General features: G+C 70.8%; 16 protein-coding genes. 12 read left to right on the top strand and 4 right to left on the bottom strand.

Annotated features, from left to right (window positions below; all coding sequences use genetic code 11):
- The first annotated feature begins 34 nt into the window (after positions 1-34).
- Positions 35-1,237 (top strand): DUF2306 domain-containing protein, encoded by a 1,203-nt coding sequence (locus OG223_RS04350; protein ID WP_329242592.1) that lies wholly within the window; start codon positions 35-37, stop codon positions 1,235-1,237.
- On the opposite strand, the gene OG223_RS04345 is transcribed toward OG223_RS04350, so the two are convergent.
- The 3 genes from OG223_RS04345 to OG223_RS04335 all read right to left on the bottom strand — a co-directional run bounded on the left by OG223_RS04345 (position 1,176) and on the right by OG223_RS04335 (position 4,782).
- The gene (locus OG223_RS04345) at positions 1,176-2,141 is read right to left on the bottom strand and encodes a DUF1152 domain-containing protein (protein ID WP_329242588.1); all 966 of its coding nucleotides are present in this window, start codon (positions 2,139-2,141) and stop codon (positions 1,176-1,178) included. The genes OG223_RS04350 and OG223_RS04345 overlap by 62 nt on opposite strands.
- Positions 2,142-2,477: 336 nt before the next feature.
- Positions 2,478-3,842 (bottom strand): FAD-dependent oxidoreductase, encoded by a 1,365-nt coding sequence (locus OG223_RS04340; RefSeq protein ID WP_329242583.1) that lies wholly within the window; start codon positions 3,840-3,842, stop codon positions 2,478-2,480.
- Positions 3,843-4,023: 181 nt separating this feature from the next.
- Positions 4,024-4,782: an SDR family oxidoreductase gene (locus OG223_RS04335; RefSeq protein WP_329242580.1), complete on the bottom strand. Its 759-nt coding sequence runs from the start codon at positions 4,780-4,782 to the stop codon at positions 4,024-4,026.
- A 251-nt stretch (positions 4,783-5,033) separates the two neighbouring features.
- Between OG223_RS04335 and glnT the strand changes: the two genes are divergently transcribed.
- The 10 genes from glnT to OG223_RS04285 all read left to right on the top strand — a co-directional run bounded on the left by glnT (position 5,034) and on the right by OG223_RS04285 (position 17,838).
- Positions 5,034-6,416 (top strand): type III glutamate--ammonia ligase, encoded by a 1,383-nt coding sequence (gene glnT / locus OG223_RS04330; protein WP_329242577.1) that lies wholly within the window; start codon positions 5,034-5,036, stop codon positions 6,414-6,416.
- 33 nt (positions 6,417-6,449) lie between these two features.
- Positions 6,450-7,325 (top strand): glutamine amidotransferase, encoded by an 876-nt coding sequence (locus OG223_RS04325; RefSeq protein WP_329242575.1) that lies wholly within the window; start codon positions 6,450-6,452, stop codon positions 7,323-7,325.
- A complete protein-coding gene (locus OG223_RS04320; RefSeq protein ID WP_329242572.1) occupies positions 7,313-8,005 on the top strand; it encodes a glutamate synthase in 693 nt (230 codons plus the stop codon). The genes OG223_RS04325 and OG223_RS04320 overlap by 13 nt, the downstream gene beginning before the upstream one ends.
- Before the next feature lie 58 nt (positions 8,006-8,063).
- A complete protein-coding gene (locus OG223_RS04315; protein WP_329242569.1) occupies positions 8,064-9,395 on the top strand; it encodes an FMN-binding glutamate synthase family protein in 1,332 nt (443 codons plus the stop codon).
- Entirely contained in the window at positions 9,392-10,486 is a 1,095-nt protein-coding gene (locus OG223_RS04310) for an FAD-dependent oxidoreductase (protein ID WP_329242566.1), read from the top strand. The genes OG223_RS04315 and OG223_RS04310 overlap by 4 nt, the downstream gene beginning before the upstream one ends.
- A gap of 53 nt (positions 10,487-10,539) precedes the next feature.
- On the top strand, positions 10,540-11,187 hold the full coding sequence (locus OG223_RS04305) for a helix-turn-helix domain-containing protein (protein WP_329242563.1): 648 nt from the start codon (positions 10,540-10,542) through the stop codon (positions 11,185-11,187).
- An 87-nt stretch (positions 11,188-11,274) separates the two neighbouring features.
- The gene (locus tag OG223_RS04300) at positions 11,275-12,543 is read left to right on the top strand and encodes an MFS transporter (protein ID WP_329242560.1); all 1,269 of its coding nucleotides are present in this window, start codon (positions 11,275-11,277) and stop codon (positions 12,541-12,543) included.
- Positions 12,527-15,247 carry an MGH1-like glycoside hydrolase domain-containing protein gene (locus OG223_RS04295; protein WP_329242558.1) on the top strand — a complete coding sequence of 907 codons (2,721 nt, stop codon included), beginning with the start codon at positions 12,527-12,529 and terminating at the stop codon, positions 15,245-15,247. Before OG223_RS04300 ends, OG223_RS04295 begins: the two co-directional genes overlap by 17 nt.
- Complete coding sequence (locus OG223_RS04290) at positions 15,244-16,722, top strand: alpha-amylase family glycosyl hydrolase (RefSeq protein WP_329242555.1); 1,479 nt, start codon at positions 15,244-15,246, stop codon at positions 16,720-16,722. The genes OG223_RS04295 and OG223_RS04290 overlap by 4 nt, the downstream gene beginning before the upstream one ends.
- 198 nt (positions 16,723-16,920) lie before the next feature.
- Positions 16,921-17,838 carry a hypothetical protein gene (locus OG223_RS04285; RefSeq protein ID WP_329242552.1) on the top strand — a complete coding sequence of 306 codons (918 nt, stop codon included), beginning with the start codon at positions 16,921-16,923 and terminating at the stop codon, positions 17,836-17,838.
- A 59-nt stretch (positions 17,839-17,897) separates the two neighbouring features.
- Here the strand turns inward: OG223_RS04285 and OG223_RS04280 are convergent, their stop codons facing one another.
- Positions 17,898-18,353: a MarR family winged helix-turn-helix transcriptional regulator gene (locus OG223_RS04280; RefSeq protein ID WP_329242549.1), complete on the bottom strand. Its 456-nt coding sequence runs from the start codon at positions 18,351-18,353 to the stop codon at positions 17,898-17,900.
- 177 nt (positions 18,354-18,530) lie between these two features.
- On the opposite strand from OG223_RS04280, the gene OG223_RS04275 reads away from it, so the two are divergent.
- Positions 18,531-19,988 (top strand): MFS transporter, encoded by a 1,458-nt coding sequence (locus OG223_RS04275; RefSeq protein ID WP_329242546.1) that lies wholly within the window; start codon positions 18,531-18,533, stop codon positions 19,986-19,988.
- Positions 19,989-20,145 lie beyond the last annotated feature (157 nt).

Here is a 20,145-nt window from a genome sequence, read left to right as displayed (position 1 = left end):
CGGGCCGAGGCCGTGAGCCAGCAGGGGGGCCGCCGTGCGTCGTCCGACGAACAGCACCTGGCGCCGCGCCACGATGATCGCGGTGACGGTCATGTGCGTGGCGTACGCGCCGATCGCGATGACCGAACTGTGGCCCTACGCCCGCCCCGGCGCCCCCGCCCTCGGGGAGTGGGTCATGGGCCGCGTGGTCTCCCCGCGCTACGTCACCGACGCTCTCGCCGACCGGGTCGCGCCCTACCGACACAGCCTCGTACCGATGATCGTGCACTCGGTCCTCGGCGGCGCCCTCATGCTGCTCGGCCCGGCCCAACTCCTGACCGCCGCCCGCCGCCGCACGCGTCTGCACCGCACGCTGGGCGTCGTCTTCGCCGTCACGGTGTACGTCTCGATGGCCGGCGCCGGGATCTATCTCGCGCGCACGGCCCCCGAGGACGCGTTCAGCGGCCCCGCGTTCTGGATCGTGCTCGCCACCCTCATGGTCGGCACCGTCATGAGCGTGACCTTCGGCATCCTGGCCGCGGTCCGCGGATTCCTCGACCTGCACCAGCGCTGGATGCTCCTCTGCTACGGCTTCCTCCTCACCGCACCGCTGCTGCGCCTCGAATGGGGCTTCCTGCCCAGGCTGTTGCCCGGTCTGACCATGGAGCAGATCAACCAGGTGGCGATCATGCACCTGGGTTCGGTGGTCACGTTCGGCGCGCTGGTCGCCGCGCGCGCACGGGACCGCCGTACGACGGTCGAGGGCGTGTCGGGGTCCTGGGCGCCGGGGCCCGTGCTCGCCGTGGCCCAACTCGCCGGTGGGGCCGCCCTGGTGTGGATCGCCCGCTCCTACCTCGACTTCGGTGCGACCGGACGGCGACTGCTGTGGGCCTATCTCCTTCCCTACGCGGTGAGTTACGCCGTGCTGGCGATCGGCGTCCGGCGCGCCGGACGCCAGGGGCGGCCCTGGGCGCGGGAGGAGTGGCGGCTGCATCTGACCGCCCTGTGCCTGGCGCCGGTGCTGTCGGTCGGCGCGGCTCCGGTGTTCCAACGCGCCCTGGGCCTCGACCGGTTGACGGCTCTGACCGCCGGGGTCGCCATCGGCTGCGGCATGCTCGCGTTCGCCGCGACCACCGTCGTGAGCCTGCGCGTCATGAACGGCCGCCGCGAACCCATGACAGCGGTGGGTCCGTCGCTCAGTGGGGATACACGCGCGGTGGCCGCTGCCGGGGCAGTTCGTCGCGGAACTCCTCGATGAGCGAGCTCACTTGGCGGATGAGCGCGGTCTGCTCCAGCCGGTCGAGGTAGAGGTTGCGGCGGGCGAGCCCCGGCGCGTCCACACAGAAGTACAGCGCCATGAGGGGGTTGACGAACAGCTCGCTGCCACGCGTGCGTTCGGTGAAACGGACATCGCCGAAGTCCCCGCGTACGGCCGCCGCCACCGAACCGTTGACGATGCTCGGATGCTCCGGCGTGGACTCCTGGGCGTGGGCCACCGCATCGAGGTACAGCCGCCCCTCGCGGCTCTCGCGCGGCAGGGAGAACGCGCCGAGATAGGCACCCTCGCGCTCGAGAGCGGCCAGATTCTCCAGCACCAGCGCGTGGTTGACCCCGTGATACGCGTCGATGCCGAAACCGAGGCACGCCACCAGCCGCACCGGCACCTCGTCGAGCCCGTTCACCGCCGCGAGGCTGACCATGTCCTCCTCCGGAGTGCCGAGCCCGTGCTCGTCGCCCCGCATCAGGATGTCGGTGCCGCCGTCCACCAGCACGACGGCGTCGACACCGCCGAGATGCCCGATCAGCGCGCGGTACGCGTCCCGCAGCGGCCGCACACCGGTCAGCGGGAACGCGTACACCGTGGACGGCATGTCGTGCAGGTCGAGCCACCGCGCGAGAGACCGCTCGGGGAAGTAGTCGCCCCGGGCCTCCGTGCCGGGGCCGATGGCGGCTACGTCCGGGTCCACCCACACGTCCTGGTCGAGGCCGTACAGGTCGGCGAAGGACAGGTTGGCGAGGTGCACCTCCTTGCCGGCCGAGCGCAGAGCGAGGGCCAGCGGCAGCCCGGCGTAGACGTCGAAGCCGCCGCCCGCGCCGGCGACGAGGACCCGGCGCGCGTCGCGCAGCCGGGAGAGGAACGGGGGTTCGAGAAGGGAGAACACCGGAGGACGTTAACAGCCCCTTCTGCCAGCTCGGGTGGACGGACTTCGAGCCGTGGCGTACCGCTGTCGGATGCCGGGGCTTGTGTCACGCGGCCTGGCGGCGCGTTCGTGCGTCGGGTCTTCCAACGCCTGGGGACGGACGGGGTGTTGAGGCCGCCGCCGGCCAACCGGAGGGTCGGGCGCGCCGCGTGTGGATGGCTCGGAGTGCGCGGCGGCCGAGCTCCCCGTAGTCACCGGGGGGTTCGCGCGGCGGGCCGGGGCGGCGAGCCGACATGCGCGAGGGGCCCGGCGGTACGGCCGCCGGGCCCCTCGGTTCCGATGTCGCGGGAACTACGCTTACGCGCCGCTCTCCCTGAGCATGTCCTCACGCTCGACGATCTTCACGCGCTCGCGGCCCTGCGGCTCGCCCAGCGCCTTCTCGGCGGCGTCCAGCTTGTACCAGCCGTCCCAGGTGGTGAAGCGGACGTTCCGCTCGGCGAAGAACGACTCCACCGCCTCCGGGTCGGGCGAAACAGGCGTGTGCAGACGGCCGTTGGCGTGGTCGTCGAGCAGGTTCGCGACCGTCTCGTTGGCATCGCCCTTGGTGTGACCGATCAGGCCGACCGGGCCGCGCCGGATCCAGCCGGTGACGTACGTCGACTGGAGGTGCTCGCCGGTCTCCTGGATGACCCGGCCGCCCTCGTCCGGGACCGTGCCCGAGTCGATGTCCCAGGGGAGCTTGGGGAGCTTGTCGGAGAGGTAGCCGACCGCGCGGTAGATCGCGGTGACGTCCCAGTTCTTGAACTCGCCGGTGCCCTTGACGTTGCCGGTGCCGTCGAGGGCGGTGCGCTCGGTGCGCAGGCCGACGACCTTGCCGTCCTCGCCGAGGATCTCCGACGGCGACTCGAAGAAGTGCAGGAACAGCTTGTGCGGGCGGTCGCCGACATCGCGGATCGCCCAGTTCTCCAGGGTCTTGGCGACCATGTCGGCCTGCTTGTTGCCACGACGGGTGGTGATCGAGCCCTCGTCGTAGTCGATGTCCTCGGGGTCGACGATGACCTCGATGTTCGGGGAGTGGTCCAGCTCCCGCAGCTCCATCGGGGAGAACTTCGCCTGCGCCGGGCCGCGGCGGCCGAAGACGTGGACCTCCAGCGCCTTGTTGGCCTTCAGGCCCTCGTGGACGTTCGGCGGGATCTCGGTCGGCAGCAGTTCGTCGCCGGTCTTGGCGAGGATGCGGGCCACGTCGAGAGCGACGTTTCCGACACCGAGAACGGCGACCTTCTCGGCCTCCAGCGGCCAGGTGCGCGGGACGTCGGGGTGGCCGTCGTACCAGGAGACGAAGTCGGCGGCGCCGTAGGAACCGTCGAGCTCGATGCCGGGTATGGACATGTCGCGGTCGGCCGTGGCACCGGTGGAGAAGACCACCGCGTCGTAGAAGGAGCGCAGGTCGTCCAGGCTGATGTCGGTCGGGTAGTCGACGTTGCCGAAGAGGCGGATCTGCGGTTTGTCCAGGACCTGGTGCAGGGCGTTGATGATGCCCTTGATGCGCGGGTGGTCGGGGGCGACGCCGTACCGGATCAGGCCGAAGGGCGCGGGCATCCGCTCGAAGAGGTCGATGGACACGCCGGGTTCGGCGGCCACCTCGGACTTGAGCAGGGCGTCGGCGGCGTAGATCCCGGCGGGGCCGGCTCCGACGATGGCTACCCGCAGGGGGCGCGGCATGATCAGGTTCCCTTCGAGCGATGACAAGCGACTCGACGGGAAGCCTAAGCTAAGGCATGCCTAAGTCGGTATGCGGGTCCGGTCTATGACCTCATAAGGCCGACTTATGGGGTGTCCAAGGCCGGCGCATGGGCCGTGTCCGGCCGGTGTACGGACCGTACGGGGTTCCCGCGAGGGTTCCTCAGCCCGCGGGACGGATGTGCACCACGTCCTGGACGACCTCGGGCGGGGTGGCGAGCAACTGGAACATCACCCGGGCGACGGTCGCGGAAGGCAGCGGTTTCATCGCGCCCACCCTGGTCAGATAGCCGTCGGCCTCCCACACCGGCGCGGCGCGCTGCCGGTCCTCGCCGGGGAAGTTCTCGATGAAGGCGCTGTCCGAGATCGAGCCAAGGATCACCAGAGCGACCCGGATCCCGTCGCCGCGCAGTTCCTTGTGCATGGCCGCGGTGAAGCCGTTCAGGCCGTGCTTGCTCGCCGTGTACATCGCCATCAGCGGCATGTGGTCGAGGGTGATCTCGGAGGAGATGTTGAGAATGTCACCACCTCCCGCCGCCCGCAGCAGCGGCACCGCCGAGCGGATCGTGTGGATCGGGCCCAGGAGGTTGGTGCCGATGCAGGCGTGGATGTCCTCGTCGGCGGTCTCCTCGATGGCGCGGATCCGGGCCACGCCGGCGCTGTTCACGAGAATGTCCACCCGCCCGAACCGCTCCTCGACCTGAGCGAACGCCGCACGGACACTGTCCCCGCTGCTGACGTCGGTCGGGATCGTCAGCACCGACCCCGTCATCTCCAGCGCCGCCGTCTCCAGCCGGTCGGCGCGCCGGGCGAGCAGCACCACCTGCGCCCCGTTCTCGGCGAGCAGCGTCCCGACGGCACGCCCCACACCGGTCGAACCTCCGCTGATCACGGCGACCTTGCCCTGCATCGTGCCTGCCATGACGGCCTCCCCGGCGAGACGTGACGAGTTGTGACGAGACGAGACGAGACGAGACGAGACGTGGCGATGGGATGAGAGGCTACCTCTCGCCATATGAGAACGCCATATCCGCGACAGGGGAGCGGAGTTGGGCCGCCCAGCACCAGCAACAGGGCGCTTCCCTGCGGGAAACGGGTCCGTAATCGCAAGGGAGTTTCCTGATGGGAAATCGAGATTCACATCAGGAAACCCCTGGATGCTGGGAGCCTCCCATGGCGATGGACACCGCAGCCGCACCGCCCACGACCACCGGCCCCGGCCCGACACCGGCGGCCGACCCCGCACCCGACCTCGCCGCCCAAGTCCGCGCGGACGGCGTCGAGTTCGTCCTGGCCGTCTTCGTCGACCTCGCGGGCAAACCCTGCGCCAAGCTCGTCCCCGTCGAGGCGGTCGAGGAACTCCAGTCCGACGGCGTCGGATTCGCGGGCTACGCCGCCGGCGCGCTCGGACAGCAGCCCAGCGACCCCGACGTCATCGCGCTCCCCGACGCCGCCTCCTACACCCCACTGCCCTTCGTACGCCCAGGACTCGCCCTCGTGCACTGCGACCCGCACGTCGAGGGCAAGCCCTGGCCGTACGCGCCCCGCGTCATCCTGCGCGCCGTACTGGCGCGAGCCGCCGAACTCGGACTGTCCCTCGCGGTCGGCGCGGAGATCGAGTACTTCCTCGTCCACCGCGACGAACACGGCACGCTCTCCGTCGCCGACAGCCGCGACACCGCCGCCCAACCCTGTTACGACGCCCGCGGGTTGACCCGGATGTACGACCACCTCACCGCCGTCTCCAAGGCGATGAACTCCCTCGGCTGGGGCAACTACGCCAACGACCACGAGGACGGCAACGGCCAGTTCGAGCAGAACTTCGCCTACGCCGACGCCCTCACCACCGCCGACCGGGTCATCACCATGCGGTACCTGGTGTCGGTGCTGGCCGAACAGCGGGGCATGACGGCCACGTTCATGCCGAAGCCGTTCACCGACCGCACCGGTTCCGGGATGCACATGCACCTGTCGCTGTGGCGGGGGAGCGAACCCGCCTTCCCCGACGCCTCCGACACCCGGGGCCTCGGTCTGTCCCCGCTCGCCTACTCCTTCGTCGGCGGCATCCTCGACCACGCCCGTGCCCTCCAGGCCGTCATCGCGCCCACCGTCAACTCGTACAAGCGCACCGGCGCGGTCTCGACCCGCTCGGGCGCCACCTGGTCACCCCGCAAGGCCGGTTACGGCGGCAACGACCGCACCCACTTCGTCCGCGTCCCCGACGGCAACCGCGTCGAACTGCGCGGCGGCGACGGTTCCGCCAACCCCTATCTCGCGGCAGCCGCGACCCTGGCCGCCGGACTCGACGGCATCGAGCGCTCCCTCGACCCCGGCGAACCGGGAGACGCGGCGGCCACCGCCTCCCGCCCCGAACTGCCCCCGACCCTGCTGCACGCCATGGAGGCACTGGCCGCCGACCCGGTGATCGGCGGCGCCCTCGACGCGGCCGGCCCCGGCGTCAGCGCGTACTTCGGCGAGGTCAAGCGCCAGGAGTTCTTCGACTGGCACGGCACGGTCGGCGCCTGGGAGTTGGACCGCTACCTCACCGCCTTCTGACCCGTCCCCCGACCCTCGGGAGAGGAGAGCCGCATGTGCGGAATCGTCGGGCTCCATCTGCGGGAGCCCGCGCTCGAACCCCGGCTCGGTGAACTGCTCACCGCGATGCTGGGCCAGGTCGTGGAACGCGGCCCGGACTCGGCGGGGGTCGCGGTCTACGGCGACCCGCGCCTGTCGCCACCCGGGCGCGCCGTCGTCTCCCTACTGGGCGTCACCCCCGAGGAGGCGTCAACCGCCTTGCCCGACGCGGTGGTTGTCGCGGCCGACGCCACGACGGTGGTCCACGCGGACATCCCCGTACCCGAGTTGCTCGCCACCGTCGCGACCGCGCTGCCGCAGGCCACCGTCATCGGCTCGGGGGAGCGGTTCGCCGTCCTCAAGGGCACCGGGAATCCGGTCGAGTTGGCCGAGTCCTTCGGGCTCGCCACTGTGACCGGCTACCAGGGCGTCGGCCACACCCGGATGGCGACGGAGTCGGCGGTCACCCCCGAAGGCGCGCACCCGTTCTCCGTCGGCCCCGGTCAATGCCTGGTCCACAACGGGTCGTTCGCCAACCACGCCACCATCCGGCGCGAACTGCGTGCCCAGGGAGTGGAGTTCGACAGCGAGAACGACTCCGAGGTCGGCGCCCGCTTCGTCGCCCACCACCTCGCCCGCGGCACCGACCTGGAGAAGGCGCTGCGGCTGCTGTGCGAGCGCTTCGACGGTTTCTACACGCTGCTGGTCTCCACGGCCGACTCCTTCGCGGTGGTCCGCGACGCCATCGCCTGCAAGCCCGCGCTGGTCGCCGAGACCGACGCCTGGGTGGCGATGGCCTCCGAGTACCGCGCCCTGGACGTCCTGCCGGGCATCGAGCACGCCCGCATCTTCGAACCCGAGCCGGAAGAGGTGTACGTATGGCGGCGCTGACCGAGGCGGCGGTGGTGGACCTCGCGACCTCCCCCGTCCGCGATCTCAACCAGGCGCTGCACGCCCCACGACCGGCCCCGTCCTGGCGGGTGTTGAACCCCAGGGGCGCGCACAGCGTCGCCTGCGGTCTCAGGGACGAGGTGACCGTCGACATCGAGGGCCACGTCGGCTACTACTGCGCCGGCATGAACCAGCACGCCTCGGTCACCGTGCACGGCAACGCCGGAGTGGGTGTCGCCGAGAACATGATGTCCGGCACCGTCCGGGTGCGCGGCGACGCCTCCCAGTCCGCCGGGGCCACCGCGCACGGCGGACTGCTGGTGATCGAGGGCAACGCGGCCGCCCGGTGCGGGATTTCGATGAAGGGCGTGGACATCGTCGTGGGTGGGAACGTCGGCCACATGAGCGCGTTCATGGGACAGGCGGGACGGCTGGTGGTCTGCGGCGACGCGGGTGACGCCCTTGGTGACTCCCTCTACGAGGCCCGTCTCTACGTCAGAGGCACGGTCAAGTCCCTCGGCGCGGACTGCGTGGAGAAGGAGCTGCGGGACGAACACCGCGCGGAACTGGCCGAGTTGCTGAAGGCGGCGGACTTCGACGCGGACCCGGCCGCCTTCCGCCGCTACGGCTCGGCCCGGCAGCTCTACCACTTCAAGGCCGACAACTCGACGGCGTACTGAGGGAGTTGCATCCGCCATGGACAGGGACAGGGACAGGGACAGGGACAGGGACAGGGGCATGGGCATGGAGTCGGATCTCGCATCGCACGGCCTGCGCGAGTCGGCCACCTTCGACCGCGCCACCATCCACGCCATCCAACGGGCCGCCGCCACCGGCGTCTACGACATCCGCGGCTGGGGCGCCAAACGCCCCCTCCCGCACTTCGACGACCTGCTCTTCCTCGGCGCCAGCATGTCCCGCTACCCGCTTGAGGGTTACCGCGAGCGGTGTGACACCGACGTCGTCCTCGGCACCCGCAACGCCAAGTACCCGCTGCACCTGGACATCCCGGTCACCATCGCCGGCATGAGCTTCGGCGCCCTGTCCGCGAACGCCAAGGAAGCGCTCGGGCGCGGGGCGAGCGCGGCCGGCACCTCCACCACCACCGGCGACGGCGGCATGACCCCGGAGGAACGCGGCCAGTCCAAGCACCTCGTCTACCAGTACCTGCCGTCCCGCTACGGCATGAACCCCGACGACCTCCGCAAGGCCGACGCCATCGAAGTGGTCCTCGGCCAGGGCGCCAAACCCGGCGGCGGAGGCATGCTGCTCGGCCAGAAGATCACCGACCGCGTGGCCGGGATGCGCACCCTGCCCGTCGGCGTGGACCAGCGCAGCGCCTGTCGCCACCCCGACTGGACCGGCCCCGACGACCTCACCATCAAGATCGGCGAACTCCGCGAGATCACCGACTGGGAGAAACCGATCTACGTCAAGGTCGGCGCCACGCGCACCTATTACGACGTGAAGCTCGCCGTCCACGCGGGCGCCGACGTCGTGGTCGTCGACGGCATGCAGGGCGGTACCGCCGCCACGCAGGAGGTGTTCATCGAGCACGTCGGCATCCCCACCCTCGCCGCGATTCCCCAGGCGGTACAGGCACTTCGCGAACTCGGCGTCCACCGCGAGGTCCAACTCGTCGTCTCCGGCGGCATCCGCACCGGCGCCGACGTCGCCAAGGCGATCGCGCTCGGCGCGGACGCGGTCGCCATCGGCACCGCCGCGCTGATCGCCCTCGGGGACAACCACCCGCGCCACGACGCCGAGTACCGCCGACTCGGCTCAGCGGCGGGCTACTTCGACGACTTCCAGGACGGCCGCGACCCGGCCGGCATCTCCACCCAGGACGAGGAACTCGCCGCCCGCCTCGACCCGGTCGAAGGCGGACGCAGGCTCGCCAACTACCTCCGCGTCCTCACCATGGAGGCCCAGACCCTCGCCCGCGCCTGCGGCAAGGCCCACCTCCACCACCTGGAACCCGAAGACCTGGTCGCCCTGACCGTCGAGTCCGCCGCCATGGCCCGCGTCCCGCTCGCCGGCACCGACTGGATCCCCGGAGCCGTACGGTGATCGCCGTCGTCGGCGCGGGCCTGATGGGCGCGGCCACGGCCTGGCAACTCGCCCGGCAGGGCCACGAGGTCACCCTCGTGGAGGCGTACGACGTCGGCCACAAGTACGGCAGCTCCCACGGCAGTTCACGCATCTACCGCCGCGCCTACGCCGACCCCCTCTACGTCCGGCTGACCGGCGAGGCCCGCGAACTCTGGCAGGAACTGGAACACGACACCGGTACCCAACTGCTGCGCATCTCCGGGGGGTTGGACTTCGGCGCGAGCCGTCACCCGGAGACCATCGCGGACATCCTGGCGGCGGCCGCCGTACCGCACGAGCTGCTGCCCGCCGCCGAAGCGACCGACCGCTGGCCGCAGTTCCGCTTCGACGGACCCGTGCTGCACCAACCGGACGCGGGCACGATCGACGCCGACGCGACGGTGGCCGCCGCCGTACGACGGGCCGCCGACCTGGGCGCCCGCGTCCTCACCGGCGTCCGTGTCACCGGCGCGGACATCCGCGACGACGGCAGGGTGGAGCTGCGCACGGACGGCCCAACTGTCGTAGCCGACACCGTCGTTGTCGCGTCCGGCGCCTGGCTGCCCCAACTCGCCGCCCCGCTGGGCATCTTGGATCCCCTCCCGCCCCTCCAGGTGACCCAGCAGCAGGTCTTCCACTTCCGCCGCAGCACCCCCGGGGCGACCGCGTGGCCGGTGTTCGTCCACCAGGACCGGCTCAACCTCTACGGCCTACCCTCCGGCAGCGACGGCGGACCGCTCCCGGCATACAAGGTCGCCCAGCACGACGAGGGCACTCCCACCACCGCCGACACCCGCACCGGAAACGTCGATCCCGCCTCCCGCGACAAGGTCACCGCGTGGGTGGAACGCACCCTCCCAGGCCTCGACCCCACACCCGTGGCCGAGGCGAGCTGCCTCTACACCACCACCCCCGACGAGGACTTCGTCCTGGACCGCACCGGCCCCTTCGTCGTCGTCTCCCCGTGCTCGGGCCACGGCGCCAAGTTCACGCCACTCATCGGCGCGATGGCCGCCGACCTCGCCCTGGGCCGCGCCGAACCCCACCCACGATTCGCGCTGGGCCGATGACCCCCGACCCGCAACTCCCGGCGAACACACGCCCATCAGGCAGAATGACCGCCATGGGCACCGACCACGACCAGGCAGCCGCACTGCCCGACCGGGAGATCACCCCCGAACAGGTCGACGGGCCGGTGGACCTGGAGACCGCGATCGCCCGCCAGGTGCGCCGCTACCGGATCGCGGCCGGTCTGTCGGTCGCGGAGATGGCGGCCCGGGTCGGCATCTCGAAAGCGATGCTCTCCAAAATCGAGAACGCGCACACTTCCTGCAGCCTCACCACTCTCGGCCGCCTCGCCACAGGCCTGAACGTCCCGGTGACGGCCCTCTTCCGGGGCGTGGACACCGAACGCGAGGCCGTCTACGTCCCCGCGGGCCACGGCGCCCAGATCATCCGCCGCGGCAGCCGCGTCGGCCACCTCTACGAACTCCTCGGCGCCCTGCGCGGCCCCCACAAACGCATGGAAGCCGTCCTGGTCACCCTCACCGAGTCCAGCGAGGTCTTCCCCCTCTTCCAGCACCCCGGCACCGAACTGCTCTACATGCTCGAAGGCGTCATGCTCTACGGCCACGGAGAGGCGGCCTACACCATGCGCCCCGGCGACGCCCTCCAGCTCGACGGCGAGGGCGCGCACGGTCCCCAGGAACTGATCGAACTCCCCGTCCGCTTCCTGTCCGTCACGGCCTATGGGGACCACGCGGCGGAGTGAGCGGCTAGGCTGCGCGGCAGAATCGGGATCGTCAACGCGCCGGTGGCTGGGTAGCGCGTCTCTCCAAGCTGCTCATGGGAGACGCCGATGGCGTACCGATCCCTTCTCCGCGTTCCCGGCGCCGCCTTCTTCCCGCTGGGGTTCCTCGCCCGCCTTCCCTACGCCACCTCGTCCCTCGCGACGCTCGTCCTCGTGCAGGCCGCCTCCGGCAGTTACGCCTTCGCCGGACTCGCTGCGGCGGCCCAGGGCATCGCCAACGCGCTCGGCGGTCCGATCTCCGGGTCCTTGGCCGACCGGCACGGCCACCGCCGCGTCGGCACGGTCACCGCACTCGCCAACGCCGCCGCCCTGACCGGCCTCATCGCGGCGAGCCACACCGGCCGCGCGAGCATGATCGTCGCGGCAGCTCTGGCAGGACTCACCCAACCCCCGGTCGGCGCCCTGGTACGGGTCCACTGGTCACGCCTGCTCCACGCCCGCGACCGGGCCGACCTCATACCCACCGCCCTCTCGTACGAGGCGACCGTCGAAGAGATCAGCTTCGTCGCCGGACCCGCGCTCGTCGGACTGCTCACCTCCCTCGGCCCGACAGCGCCGACCACGGCCGCCATCGCCCTCCTCGTCCTGGCCGCCCTGCCCTTCGCCCTGTCCCTGGCCCCAGGAGGCGCCGAGCACCGGCAGAGCTCGCACGCCCCGCGAACTCCCCTGCCACGCATGCCACTTGCCGCCATGTTCCTGGCCATGGCCGCGATGGGCGCGGTGTTCGGCGCCGCCCAGACCGGCGTCACCGCCTACGCCAACGACAGCGGACACCCGGACAGCGCCGGACTCCTCTACGCCCTCTTCGGCATCGGCAGCGCCCTGGCCGGCGCCGCCTGCGCCTGGCTCCCCGCGCGCTTCACCCTCCGCCACCGGTACCTGACCTTCGCGGCGACCCTGCTGCTGGGCACGCTCACCCTGGCCGTGGGGGACAGACTGCAGGCCCTTCCTACGGCCATGACCGTGGCCGGCGTGACCGTCGCCCCGTACCTGATCAGCCTCTACGCCCTCACCGAACGGCTCGCGCCCGCCGACCGGGCGACCGTCGCCCTGACGATCCTGTGCGCGGGCGGACCGCTCGGCACCGCGACCGGGCAGGTCCTGGCCGGGTATCTCGCCGACCGCCACGGCAGTGCCGGAGCGTTCCTGGTGCCGCCGGTCGCGGCAACGGCGGCTCTGCTGCTCGCCGTCGCGGTGTTCCTGACGGGTACCGACGTCCTCCGCCCGGGTGTTCGTGTTGCCGTCGGGTCCGGGACACCCGAGTCTGGGGGAATGGGTCGGGCCAAGGGGAGGACACACGATGGCGACGAGCGATGACACACCGGATGCCGAGCGGCGACGGCTGGCCGAGGCCGACGACTCCGGGGTGCCCTGGCGCCGTTGGGGTCCCTATCTGAGCGAGCGCCAGTGGGGCACCGTACGGGAGGACTACAGCCAGGGCGGCGACGCCTGGTCGTACTTCACCCACGACCAGGCACGCTCCCGCGCCTACCGCTGGGGCGAGGACGGCATCGCGGGCGTCAGCGACGACAAACAGCGGCTGTGCTTCGCGCTCGCGCTGTGGAACGGCCGCGACCCGATCCTCAAGGAGCGGATGTTCGGCCTCACCAACTCCGAGGGAAACCACGGCGAGGACGTCAAGGAGTACTACTTCTACCTCGACAGCACGCCCACGCACTCGTACATGAAGTACCTCTACAAATACCCGCAGACGGAGTTCCCGTACGAGGACCTCAAGGCCACCAACAGGGACCGGGGGCGCGGCGACTTCGAGTACGAACTCCTCGACACCGGCATCTTCGACGAGGACCGCTACTTCGACGTGTTCGTCGAGTACGCCAAGGCCGGCCCCGAGGACCTGCTGATCGAGATCACCGCGCACAACCGGGGCCCCGACGAAGCCCCGTTGCACCTGCTGCCGACCCTGTGGTTCCGGCACACCTGGTCCTGGGCGGGCGGCACCGCCGTCCCCTCCATCCATCAGGAACCCGGCGGCCCGCTCCGCGCCGACCACGCGGAGCTGGGCCCGCGTTGGCTGTACTGCGACGCGGACGCGCCGACCCTGTTCACCGGGAACGAGACCAACAACGAGAAGATCTTCAGCAGTTCGAACGCCTCCCCGTACGTCAAGGACGGCATCGACCGCTGTGTGGTCCAGGGCGAGACCGGAGCCGTCAACCCCGAACGGACCGGCACCAAGGCCGCCGTCCACCACGTGCTCACCATCCCGGGCGGCCAGAGCGCCACCGTCCGCCTCCGCCTCACCGCCGCCGAACTGCCCGACTGGACCGGCGACTTCGAGACGGTCATGGCCCAACGCCGCGCCGAGGCGGACGAGTTCTACGACGGCATCACCTCCGCCGACACCCCGGTCGACGAACGGCGCCTGGTCCGGCAGGCGTTGGCCGGCATGCTGTGGAGCAAGCAGTACTACTACCTCGACGTCGAGCGCTGGCTGTCCGAGCACGGCGTCGACCCGCTCGCCTCCGACCCCCGGGTGCGGAACAGCAACTGGTACCACATGGTCAACGACGAGATCATGTCGATGCCGGACACCTGGGAGTACCCGTGGTTCGCGGCCTGGGACCTCGCTTTCCACACCGTCGCCCTGTCGATGGTCGATCTCACCTTCGCCAAGGGCCAGTTGGACCTCCTGCTACGGCGCCTCTATCTCCACCCCAACGGCCAGATCCCGGCCTACGAGTGGAACTTCGGGGACGTCAACCCGCCCGTGCACGCCTGGGCCACCCTGTTCCTCTACGAGCTGGAGAAGCACCGCACCGGCAAGGCCGACCGCGCCTTCCTGGAGAACGCCTTCCAGAAGCTGATGAAGAACTTCAGTTGGTGGCTCAACCGCAAGGACACCGACGGGAACAACGTCTTCCAGGGCGGCTTCCTCGGCCTCGACAACATCGGCGTCTTCGACCGCAGCGCCCCGCTCCCCACCGGCGGCCACCTCGACCAGGCGGACGGTACGGCGTGGATGGCGCTCTACTGCCAGAACCTCCTTGAGATCGCCCTGGAGTTGGCGGTCGACAACCCCGTCTATATCGAGCAGGCACAGTCCCTCTTCGAGCACTTCGCGTGGATCGCCGTCGCCATGAACCGCATCGGCGCCGACAACGCGAGCCTGTGGGACGAGGAGGACGGCTTCTTCTACGACGTGCTGCGGCTGCCCGACGGTACGGCGACGCGGCTCAAGGTCCGCTCGCTCGTCGGACTGATCCCCCTCGCGGCCACCAGCCTGGTCGGCGGCTGGGCGGACCAGCGCTTCCCCGAACTGGTCGCGGGAGCAAGGGAGTTCATCGAGCGCCATCCGGCCGTCGAGGCCACCGTCTCCTCGCACGAGGCGCTGGGCCCGAACGCCGACGGCCGGTATCTGTTCGCCCTGTTCGGTGAGGACCGGCTGCGGCGCATCCTGTCCCGGATGCTCGACGAGGACGAGTTCCTCGGCCCGCACGGCATCCGCTCCCTCTCCCGCCACCACGCCGACCACCCGTACACCTTCGAGGTGCACGGGGAGACGTACGGCGTCGGCTATCTGCCCGCCGAGTCCGACTCCGGGATGTTCGGCGGCAACTCCAACTGGCGCGGCCCGGTGTGGTTCCCGGTCAACCTGCTGCTGATCCGCGCACTGCTCAACCTGCACGCCTTCCACGGCAGCGAGTTCACCGTCGAGTGCCCGACCGGCTCGGGCCGACAGCTCACGCTCTACGACGTCGCCCGCGAGATCGCCGACCGGCTCACCGCCACCTTCCTCAGCGACGAGGACGGACACCGCCCGGTGCACGGCGCCCAGGCCAAGTTCGCCAAGGACCCGCACTGGAAGGACCTGATCCTCTTCTACGAGTACTTCCACGGCGACAACGGCGCCGGCCTCGGCGCCTCCCACCAGACCGGCTGGACCGGCCTGTCGGCCGTCACCGCCACCCTCTTCCAGACCCTGGGCGGCGGCGAGTGGTCGGCCCGGAGCCGCGAGAGCCTGCGCCCGACCGGCGACCGAGAGGAGCCGCTCTCATGACCGCCTGGCCCGAGCACCCGGTGATCTACGAGATCAACACCATCGTCTGGCTGGGGGAGTTGAGCCGCCGCTACGGCCGCCCGATCACCCTCGGCGAGGTGCCCGCGCCCGCCTGGGACGAGGTCGCGCTCGCCGGCGTGGACGCCGTCTGGCTGATGGGCGTGTGGGAACGCAGCCCGGCCGGACTGGAGATCGCACTGCGCGACGCCTCGCTCCAGGAGTCGTTCCGCGCGGCACTGCCCGACCTCCGCCCCGAGGACGTGGCCGGATCGCCGTACTGCGTCCGGAACTACGCCGTGGACGCCTCCCTGGGCGGCCCGGAGGGACTGGCGCAGGCGCGCGCCCAACTGGCCTCGCGTGGCCTCCGGTTGATCCTCGACTACGTCCCCAACCACGTCGCCCCCGACCACCCCTGGCTGACCGAACGCCCCGGCTGCCTGGTCCAGGGCACCCCGGACGACCTGGCCCGTGACCCCGCCGCCTTCCTGGAAGCCGGCGGCAAGGTCTTCGCCCGGGGCCGCGACCCCTACTTCCCGCCCTGGCCCGACGTCGTCCAACTCAACGCCTTCAGCGAGGAGTTGCGGACGGCGGCCGTCGACACCCTGGCCTCGATCGGCGACCAGGCGGACGGCGTGCGCTGCGACATGGCCATGCTGCTGATGACCGACGTGTTCGCGAAGACCTGGGGCGGACGCGCGGGCACGGCACCGGCCGAGGACTTCTGGCCGTACGTCGTCCCGCGGGTCCGTGAGCGCCACCCCGACCTCCTCTTCGTCGCCGAGGCCTACTGGGACCTCGAATGGGCCCTCCAGCAGCAGGGGTTCGACCACTGCTACGACAAACGGCTCTACGACCGGCTGCTGCACGAGGGCGCGGACTCGGTGCGCGGCCATCTGCGGGCCGACCTCGGCTACCAGCGCGGCCTGGTCCGCTTCCTGGAGAACCACGACGAACCCCGGGCCGCCGCCACGCTGTCACCCGAGCGGGAACGGGCGGCGGCGGTCACCATCGCGACGCTGCCCGGCGCGACCCTCTGGCACGAGGGTCAGTTCGAGGGGCGACGGGTACGCCCGCCGGTCTTCCTCTCCCGCCGGCCGGAGGAGCCCGTCGACAAGGAACTCCTCGCGTTCCACCACCAGTTGCTCGCCGCGGTCGCCGCCTCCGGCATGCGCACGGGCGGCGAGTGGCAGTTGCTCGACTGCACCGGCTGGCCGGACAACCCCACCCACGAGAACCTGGTCGCCTGGTCCTGGACCACGGAGGCCGGCCGTCACCTCGTCGTCGTCAACCTCTCCGAACAGCCCGCCCAGGGCCGCGTCCGCCTCCCGTGGACGGATCTCGGCGGCGGCCCCCGCCAACTCACCGACCTGCTCGCCGACTTGACCTACGACCGGGACGGCGACGAACTCCTCGACCCCGGCCTGTACGTCGAGTTGGAGGGACTGCGCTGGCACCTCGTCACGATCGTGCCCTGATCTTGACCTGTGGCCAACTGGTGAAGGATTGACGGGAGTTGTGAAAGGTGACAAGAATTCAGCTTGCTTCGCTGTGCCTTTGCTGAGCGAAGCGCCTGCGAGCGGTCCGGTCGCGCACGCCCTCGATCGTTTCCCTTCGTGCGCCCGCCGCTCGCGCTCTGCCACCTCCCACACCTTTCACCATCGTCGAGGCTCACTTTGTCACGTTCGCACCACCTCCGATCCCTGTCCGCCCTCGCAGCCACCGCCTTCGTCGCCGCCGCCGCGCCCGTGCTCGCGGCCGGCCCGGCGAGCGCCACCGACTCCGACGCCTGCCAGTCCGCCACCGTGCAGTACCGCATCGTCGGCGCCGATGGAAACGTTGTCGGCGCGGACTGGACCTCGCAGGGCGGGTTCCTCCAGTGGGACACCATCCCCGGCACCGTCGAGGTCCGGCTGGCCCCCGACCAGAGCGTCGGTGACAGCTGCAAGTACCCCGTCTCGCTCGCCGAGTACACCGCCGAAGGCCCCAACTGGTACACCTCCGGCCACCAGGCCATGGTCGACAAGGCCACGGTGTACCTCACCGCCAAGGACGTCGCGGGCTCGCAGGACACCTGGCAGCAACTGAAGGTCAAGTCGCCCGACTGCTACGGCCAGATCGACCTGTACGGCGACGACGTCACCTACGACGGCGGCACGGGCGAGGGTCACGGTCCCCTTCCGTACCAGCCCGACAACATCATGACGCCGTACCACCTCATCGCGGCCTGGAACGGCGGCGACAAGGAGTGCACCCCGAGCACGCCCGAGTCGCCCACCCCGACGCCGACCCAGCCGGCCTCGGCCCCGCCGGAGACGCCGGGGACCCCGGCCGACAGCACGCCTCCCGCCGAGGAGTCGACCCCGCCGGCCAGCCCCAAGCCGTCGACGACACCTCCCACCTCCGCGCACGTCCCGCCGCTGACGTCGACGCCCTCACCCTCTCCGAAGGCGACGCCCAACGGTGGCAAGCAGCCGCTGGCGGAGACCGGTTCCAGCGCACCGGTCGGCCTCATAGCGGGCGGTGCCGCCCTCGTGATCGCCCTGGGCGCCGGTGGCGTCTACGCGGCCGGCCGCGCCCGCCGCTCCTCCTGACACAGGCACGCCCGGCGTGAACTGACCGCCCCGCCCCGTGAGTTGTCACGGGGCGGGGCTCACGGCCGTGGCCAGGGACGCCCGCCGATCCGCTCGATGTCGGTGTTGAAGCGTCGTAGAAAAGCCGCGAAGGCGTCGATGTCCTCGTCCGACCAGTCGTCCATGATCTGGTCCAGGGACCGGACGAGACCCTCGCGCTCCTCGTCGAGCATCCGTGCGCCCAGGTCCGTGATGCGGAACTTGCGGGCCATGCCGCCCTGCGGGTCGGGGATGCGCTCCACCAGGCCGGACCGCATGGCCGCTGCCGTCTGCCGGTTGAGCGTGGACGTGTCGAGACCGAAGGCGTCGCTCAACTCGCCGATGGACATGGGCCCTTGGACGCGGATCCGGCTCAGCAGGATGTAGGCACTGCGCTCCAGCACACCGTCCTTGCGGCGCCCGCCCTTCTGCGCGAGCAGTCCGTGCCGGCTGAGGAGCATCTGCTCGTACTCGACCTCGCGCGTGCGCCTGTCCATCGGTCCGCTGCCTCCTGCTTCCTGCCGATGCCGCCGCCGGGTCCCGCGGTTCGGTGCGGCCGGGCCCATCCTCGCACGACGTTATGCATCATCCCCATCACATGGCTGATACATACGATGTGTACGATGCATATTCCTTCACGTTCCGACTGAACAGACATGCCGAGGAGTCCCGTCATGGACGCCCCCCAGCCCTCAGCCCGTGCAGGCGGCGTGATCGCCACGCTCGCCTTCGCCGGCACCACCGCCGCGATCATGCAGACGCTGGTCACCCCGCTCATCGCCGATCTGCCGGAGATGCTGCACACCTCGTCCTCGAACGCCGCGTGGGTGATCACGGCCACCCTGCTGGTGGCGGCCGTCTGCGTGCCGGTCGTCGGCCGCCTAGGTGACCTGCTGGGCAAGCGCCGCATGCTGCTCGCCTGCTCCGTCCCCCTGATCGTCGGCTCGGTGGTCTGCGCGCTCTCCTCCTCCGTCGTCCCGATGATCGTCGGACGCGGTCTCCAGGGCATGGGCATGGGTATGGTCCCGCTGGGCATCGCCCTGCTGCGGGACGTCGTACCGCAGGAGCGGCTCAGCCCCTCCATCGCACTGGTCAGCGCCTCCATGGGCATCGGCGGCGGCCTCGGCCTGCCGATCGCCGCGGCCGTCGCCCAGTACGCCGACTGGCGTGCCCTGTTCTGGGGTTCGGCCGCCCTGGCCGCGGTCGTCGCCGCGCTGATCTGGTTCCTGATCCCGGACGTACCGGCCGCCGCCAAGGGCCAGCGCTTCGACGCCCCCGGCGCCCTCGGTCTCGCCGTCGGTCTGGTCTGCCTGCTGCTCGGCATCTCCAAGGGTGCCGACTGGGGCTGGGGTTCGGCCACCGTCCTCGGCCTGTTCACCGTCGCGATCGCGGCCTTCCTGGGCTGGGGCGTGTGGGAACTGCGCACCGGTGACCCGCTGATCGACCTGCGCACCACCGCTCGGCCCCGGGTCCTGATCACCAACATCGCCTCGGTCTTCGTCGGCGTCGGCATGTACTCGAGCATGCTGGTGGTGCCGCAACTGCTCCAGTTCCCCGAGGCCACCGGCTACGGCCTGGGCCAGTCGATGCTCGCCTCCGGCCTGTGGATGGCCCCCGGCGGCATCATGATGATGATCGTCTCCCCGCTCGGCGGAAAGCTCACCAACGCCCGCGGCCCGAAGTTCACCCTCATCAGCGGCGTCCTGGTCATCACCGCCGGCTACGCCCTGTCGATGGGCCTGATGAGCTCCGCCTGGGGCCTCATGGTCGTCTGCATCGTCATCAACAGCGGTGTCGGCCTGGCCTACGGCGCGATGCCCGCCCTCATCATGAGCTCGGTCCCCCTCTCCGAGACCGCGGCCGCCAACGGCTTCAACACCCTCATGCGCTCCCTCGGTACCTCGATCGGCGCCGCGGTGATCGGCGTGGTGCTGGCCCAGATGACCAACACGGCCGGTGGCTACACCTTCACCTCCGAGGGCGGCTTCCGCACGGGTCTCCTCATCGGCGGCGGCGTCGCCCTGCTCGCGGCCCTGGTCGCGGCGGCGATCCCGGCCGTACGCCAGGCGGCGCCGAGCGAGGAAGAGCCCGAGCGCACCGGCAAGCTGGAGGAGGCCGGGGTCGAGTCCTGACCTGGGCGAGATGAATGTACGGGGGTGCACTGCCCGGCGGCGAAGGAGCGGTCAATTGCTCCTCGGCGCCGGGCAGTTCGCTGTTCGGCCGCCAACTCCCCCGTGGGCCGGGCTCTTGGGGCGAGCCCGCCTGCCACTGCGGTCGGCGGCGGGCCTG

This window comes from Streptomyces sp. NBC_01478 (assembly GCF_036227225.1).
Taxonomy (GTDB): domain Bacteria; phylum Actinomycetota; class Actinomycetes; order Streptomycetales; family Streptomycetaceae; genus Streptomyces.
Note: the sequence above shows the minus strand (reverse complement) of the source record. Positions and strands in the feature narration are given on the sequence as shown.

Coding starts and splice junctions, on each gene's coding strand:
- OG223_RS04340 (WP_329242583.1), bottom strand. CDS start 3,842: ATGCCGCGCCCCCTGCGGGTAGCCATCGTCGGAGCCGGCCCCGCCGGG.
- OG223_RS04335 (WP_329242580.1), bottom strand. CDS start 4,782: ATGGCAGGCACGATGCAGGGCAAGGTCGCCGTGATCAGCGGAGGTTCG.
- glnT (WP_329242577.1), top strand. CDS start 5,034: ATGGCGATGGACACCGCAGCCGCACCGCCCACGACCACCGGCCCCGGC.
- OG223_RS04325 (WP_329242575.1), top strand. CDS start 6,450: ATGTGCGGAATCGTCGGGCTCCATCTGCGGGAGCCCGCGCTCGAACCC.
- OG223_RS04320 (WP_329242572.1), top strand. CDS start 7,313: ATGGCGGCGCTGACCGAGGCGGCGGTGGTGGACCTCGCGACCTCCCCC.
- OG223_RS04315 (WP_329242569.1), top strand. CDS start 8,064: ATGGGCATGGAGTCGGATCTCGCATCGCACGGCCTGCGCGAGTCGGCC.
- OG223_RS04305 (WP_329242563.1), top strand. CDS start 10,540: ATGGGCACCGACCACGACCAGGCAGCCGCACTGCCCGACCGGGAGATC.
- OG223_RS04300 (WP_329242560.1), top strand. CDS start 11,275: ATGGCGTACCGATCCCTTCTCCGCGTTCCCGGCGCCGCCTTCTTCCCG.
- OG223_RS04295 (WP_329242558.1), top strand. CDS start 12,527: ATGGCGACGAGCGATGACACACCGGATGCCGAGCGGCGACGGCTGGCC.
- OG223_RS04290 (WP_329242555.1), top strand. CDS start 15,244: ATGACCGCCTGGCCCGAGCACCCGGTGATCTACGAGATCAACACCATC.
- OG223_RS04280 (WP_329242549.1), bottom strand. CDS start 18,353: ATGGACAGGCGCACGCGCGAGGTCGAGTACGAGCAGATGCTCCTCAGC.
- OG223_RS04275 (WP_329242546.1), top strand. CDS start 18,531: ATGGACGCCCCCCAGCCCTCAGCCCGTGCAGGCGGCGTGATCGCCACG.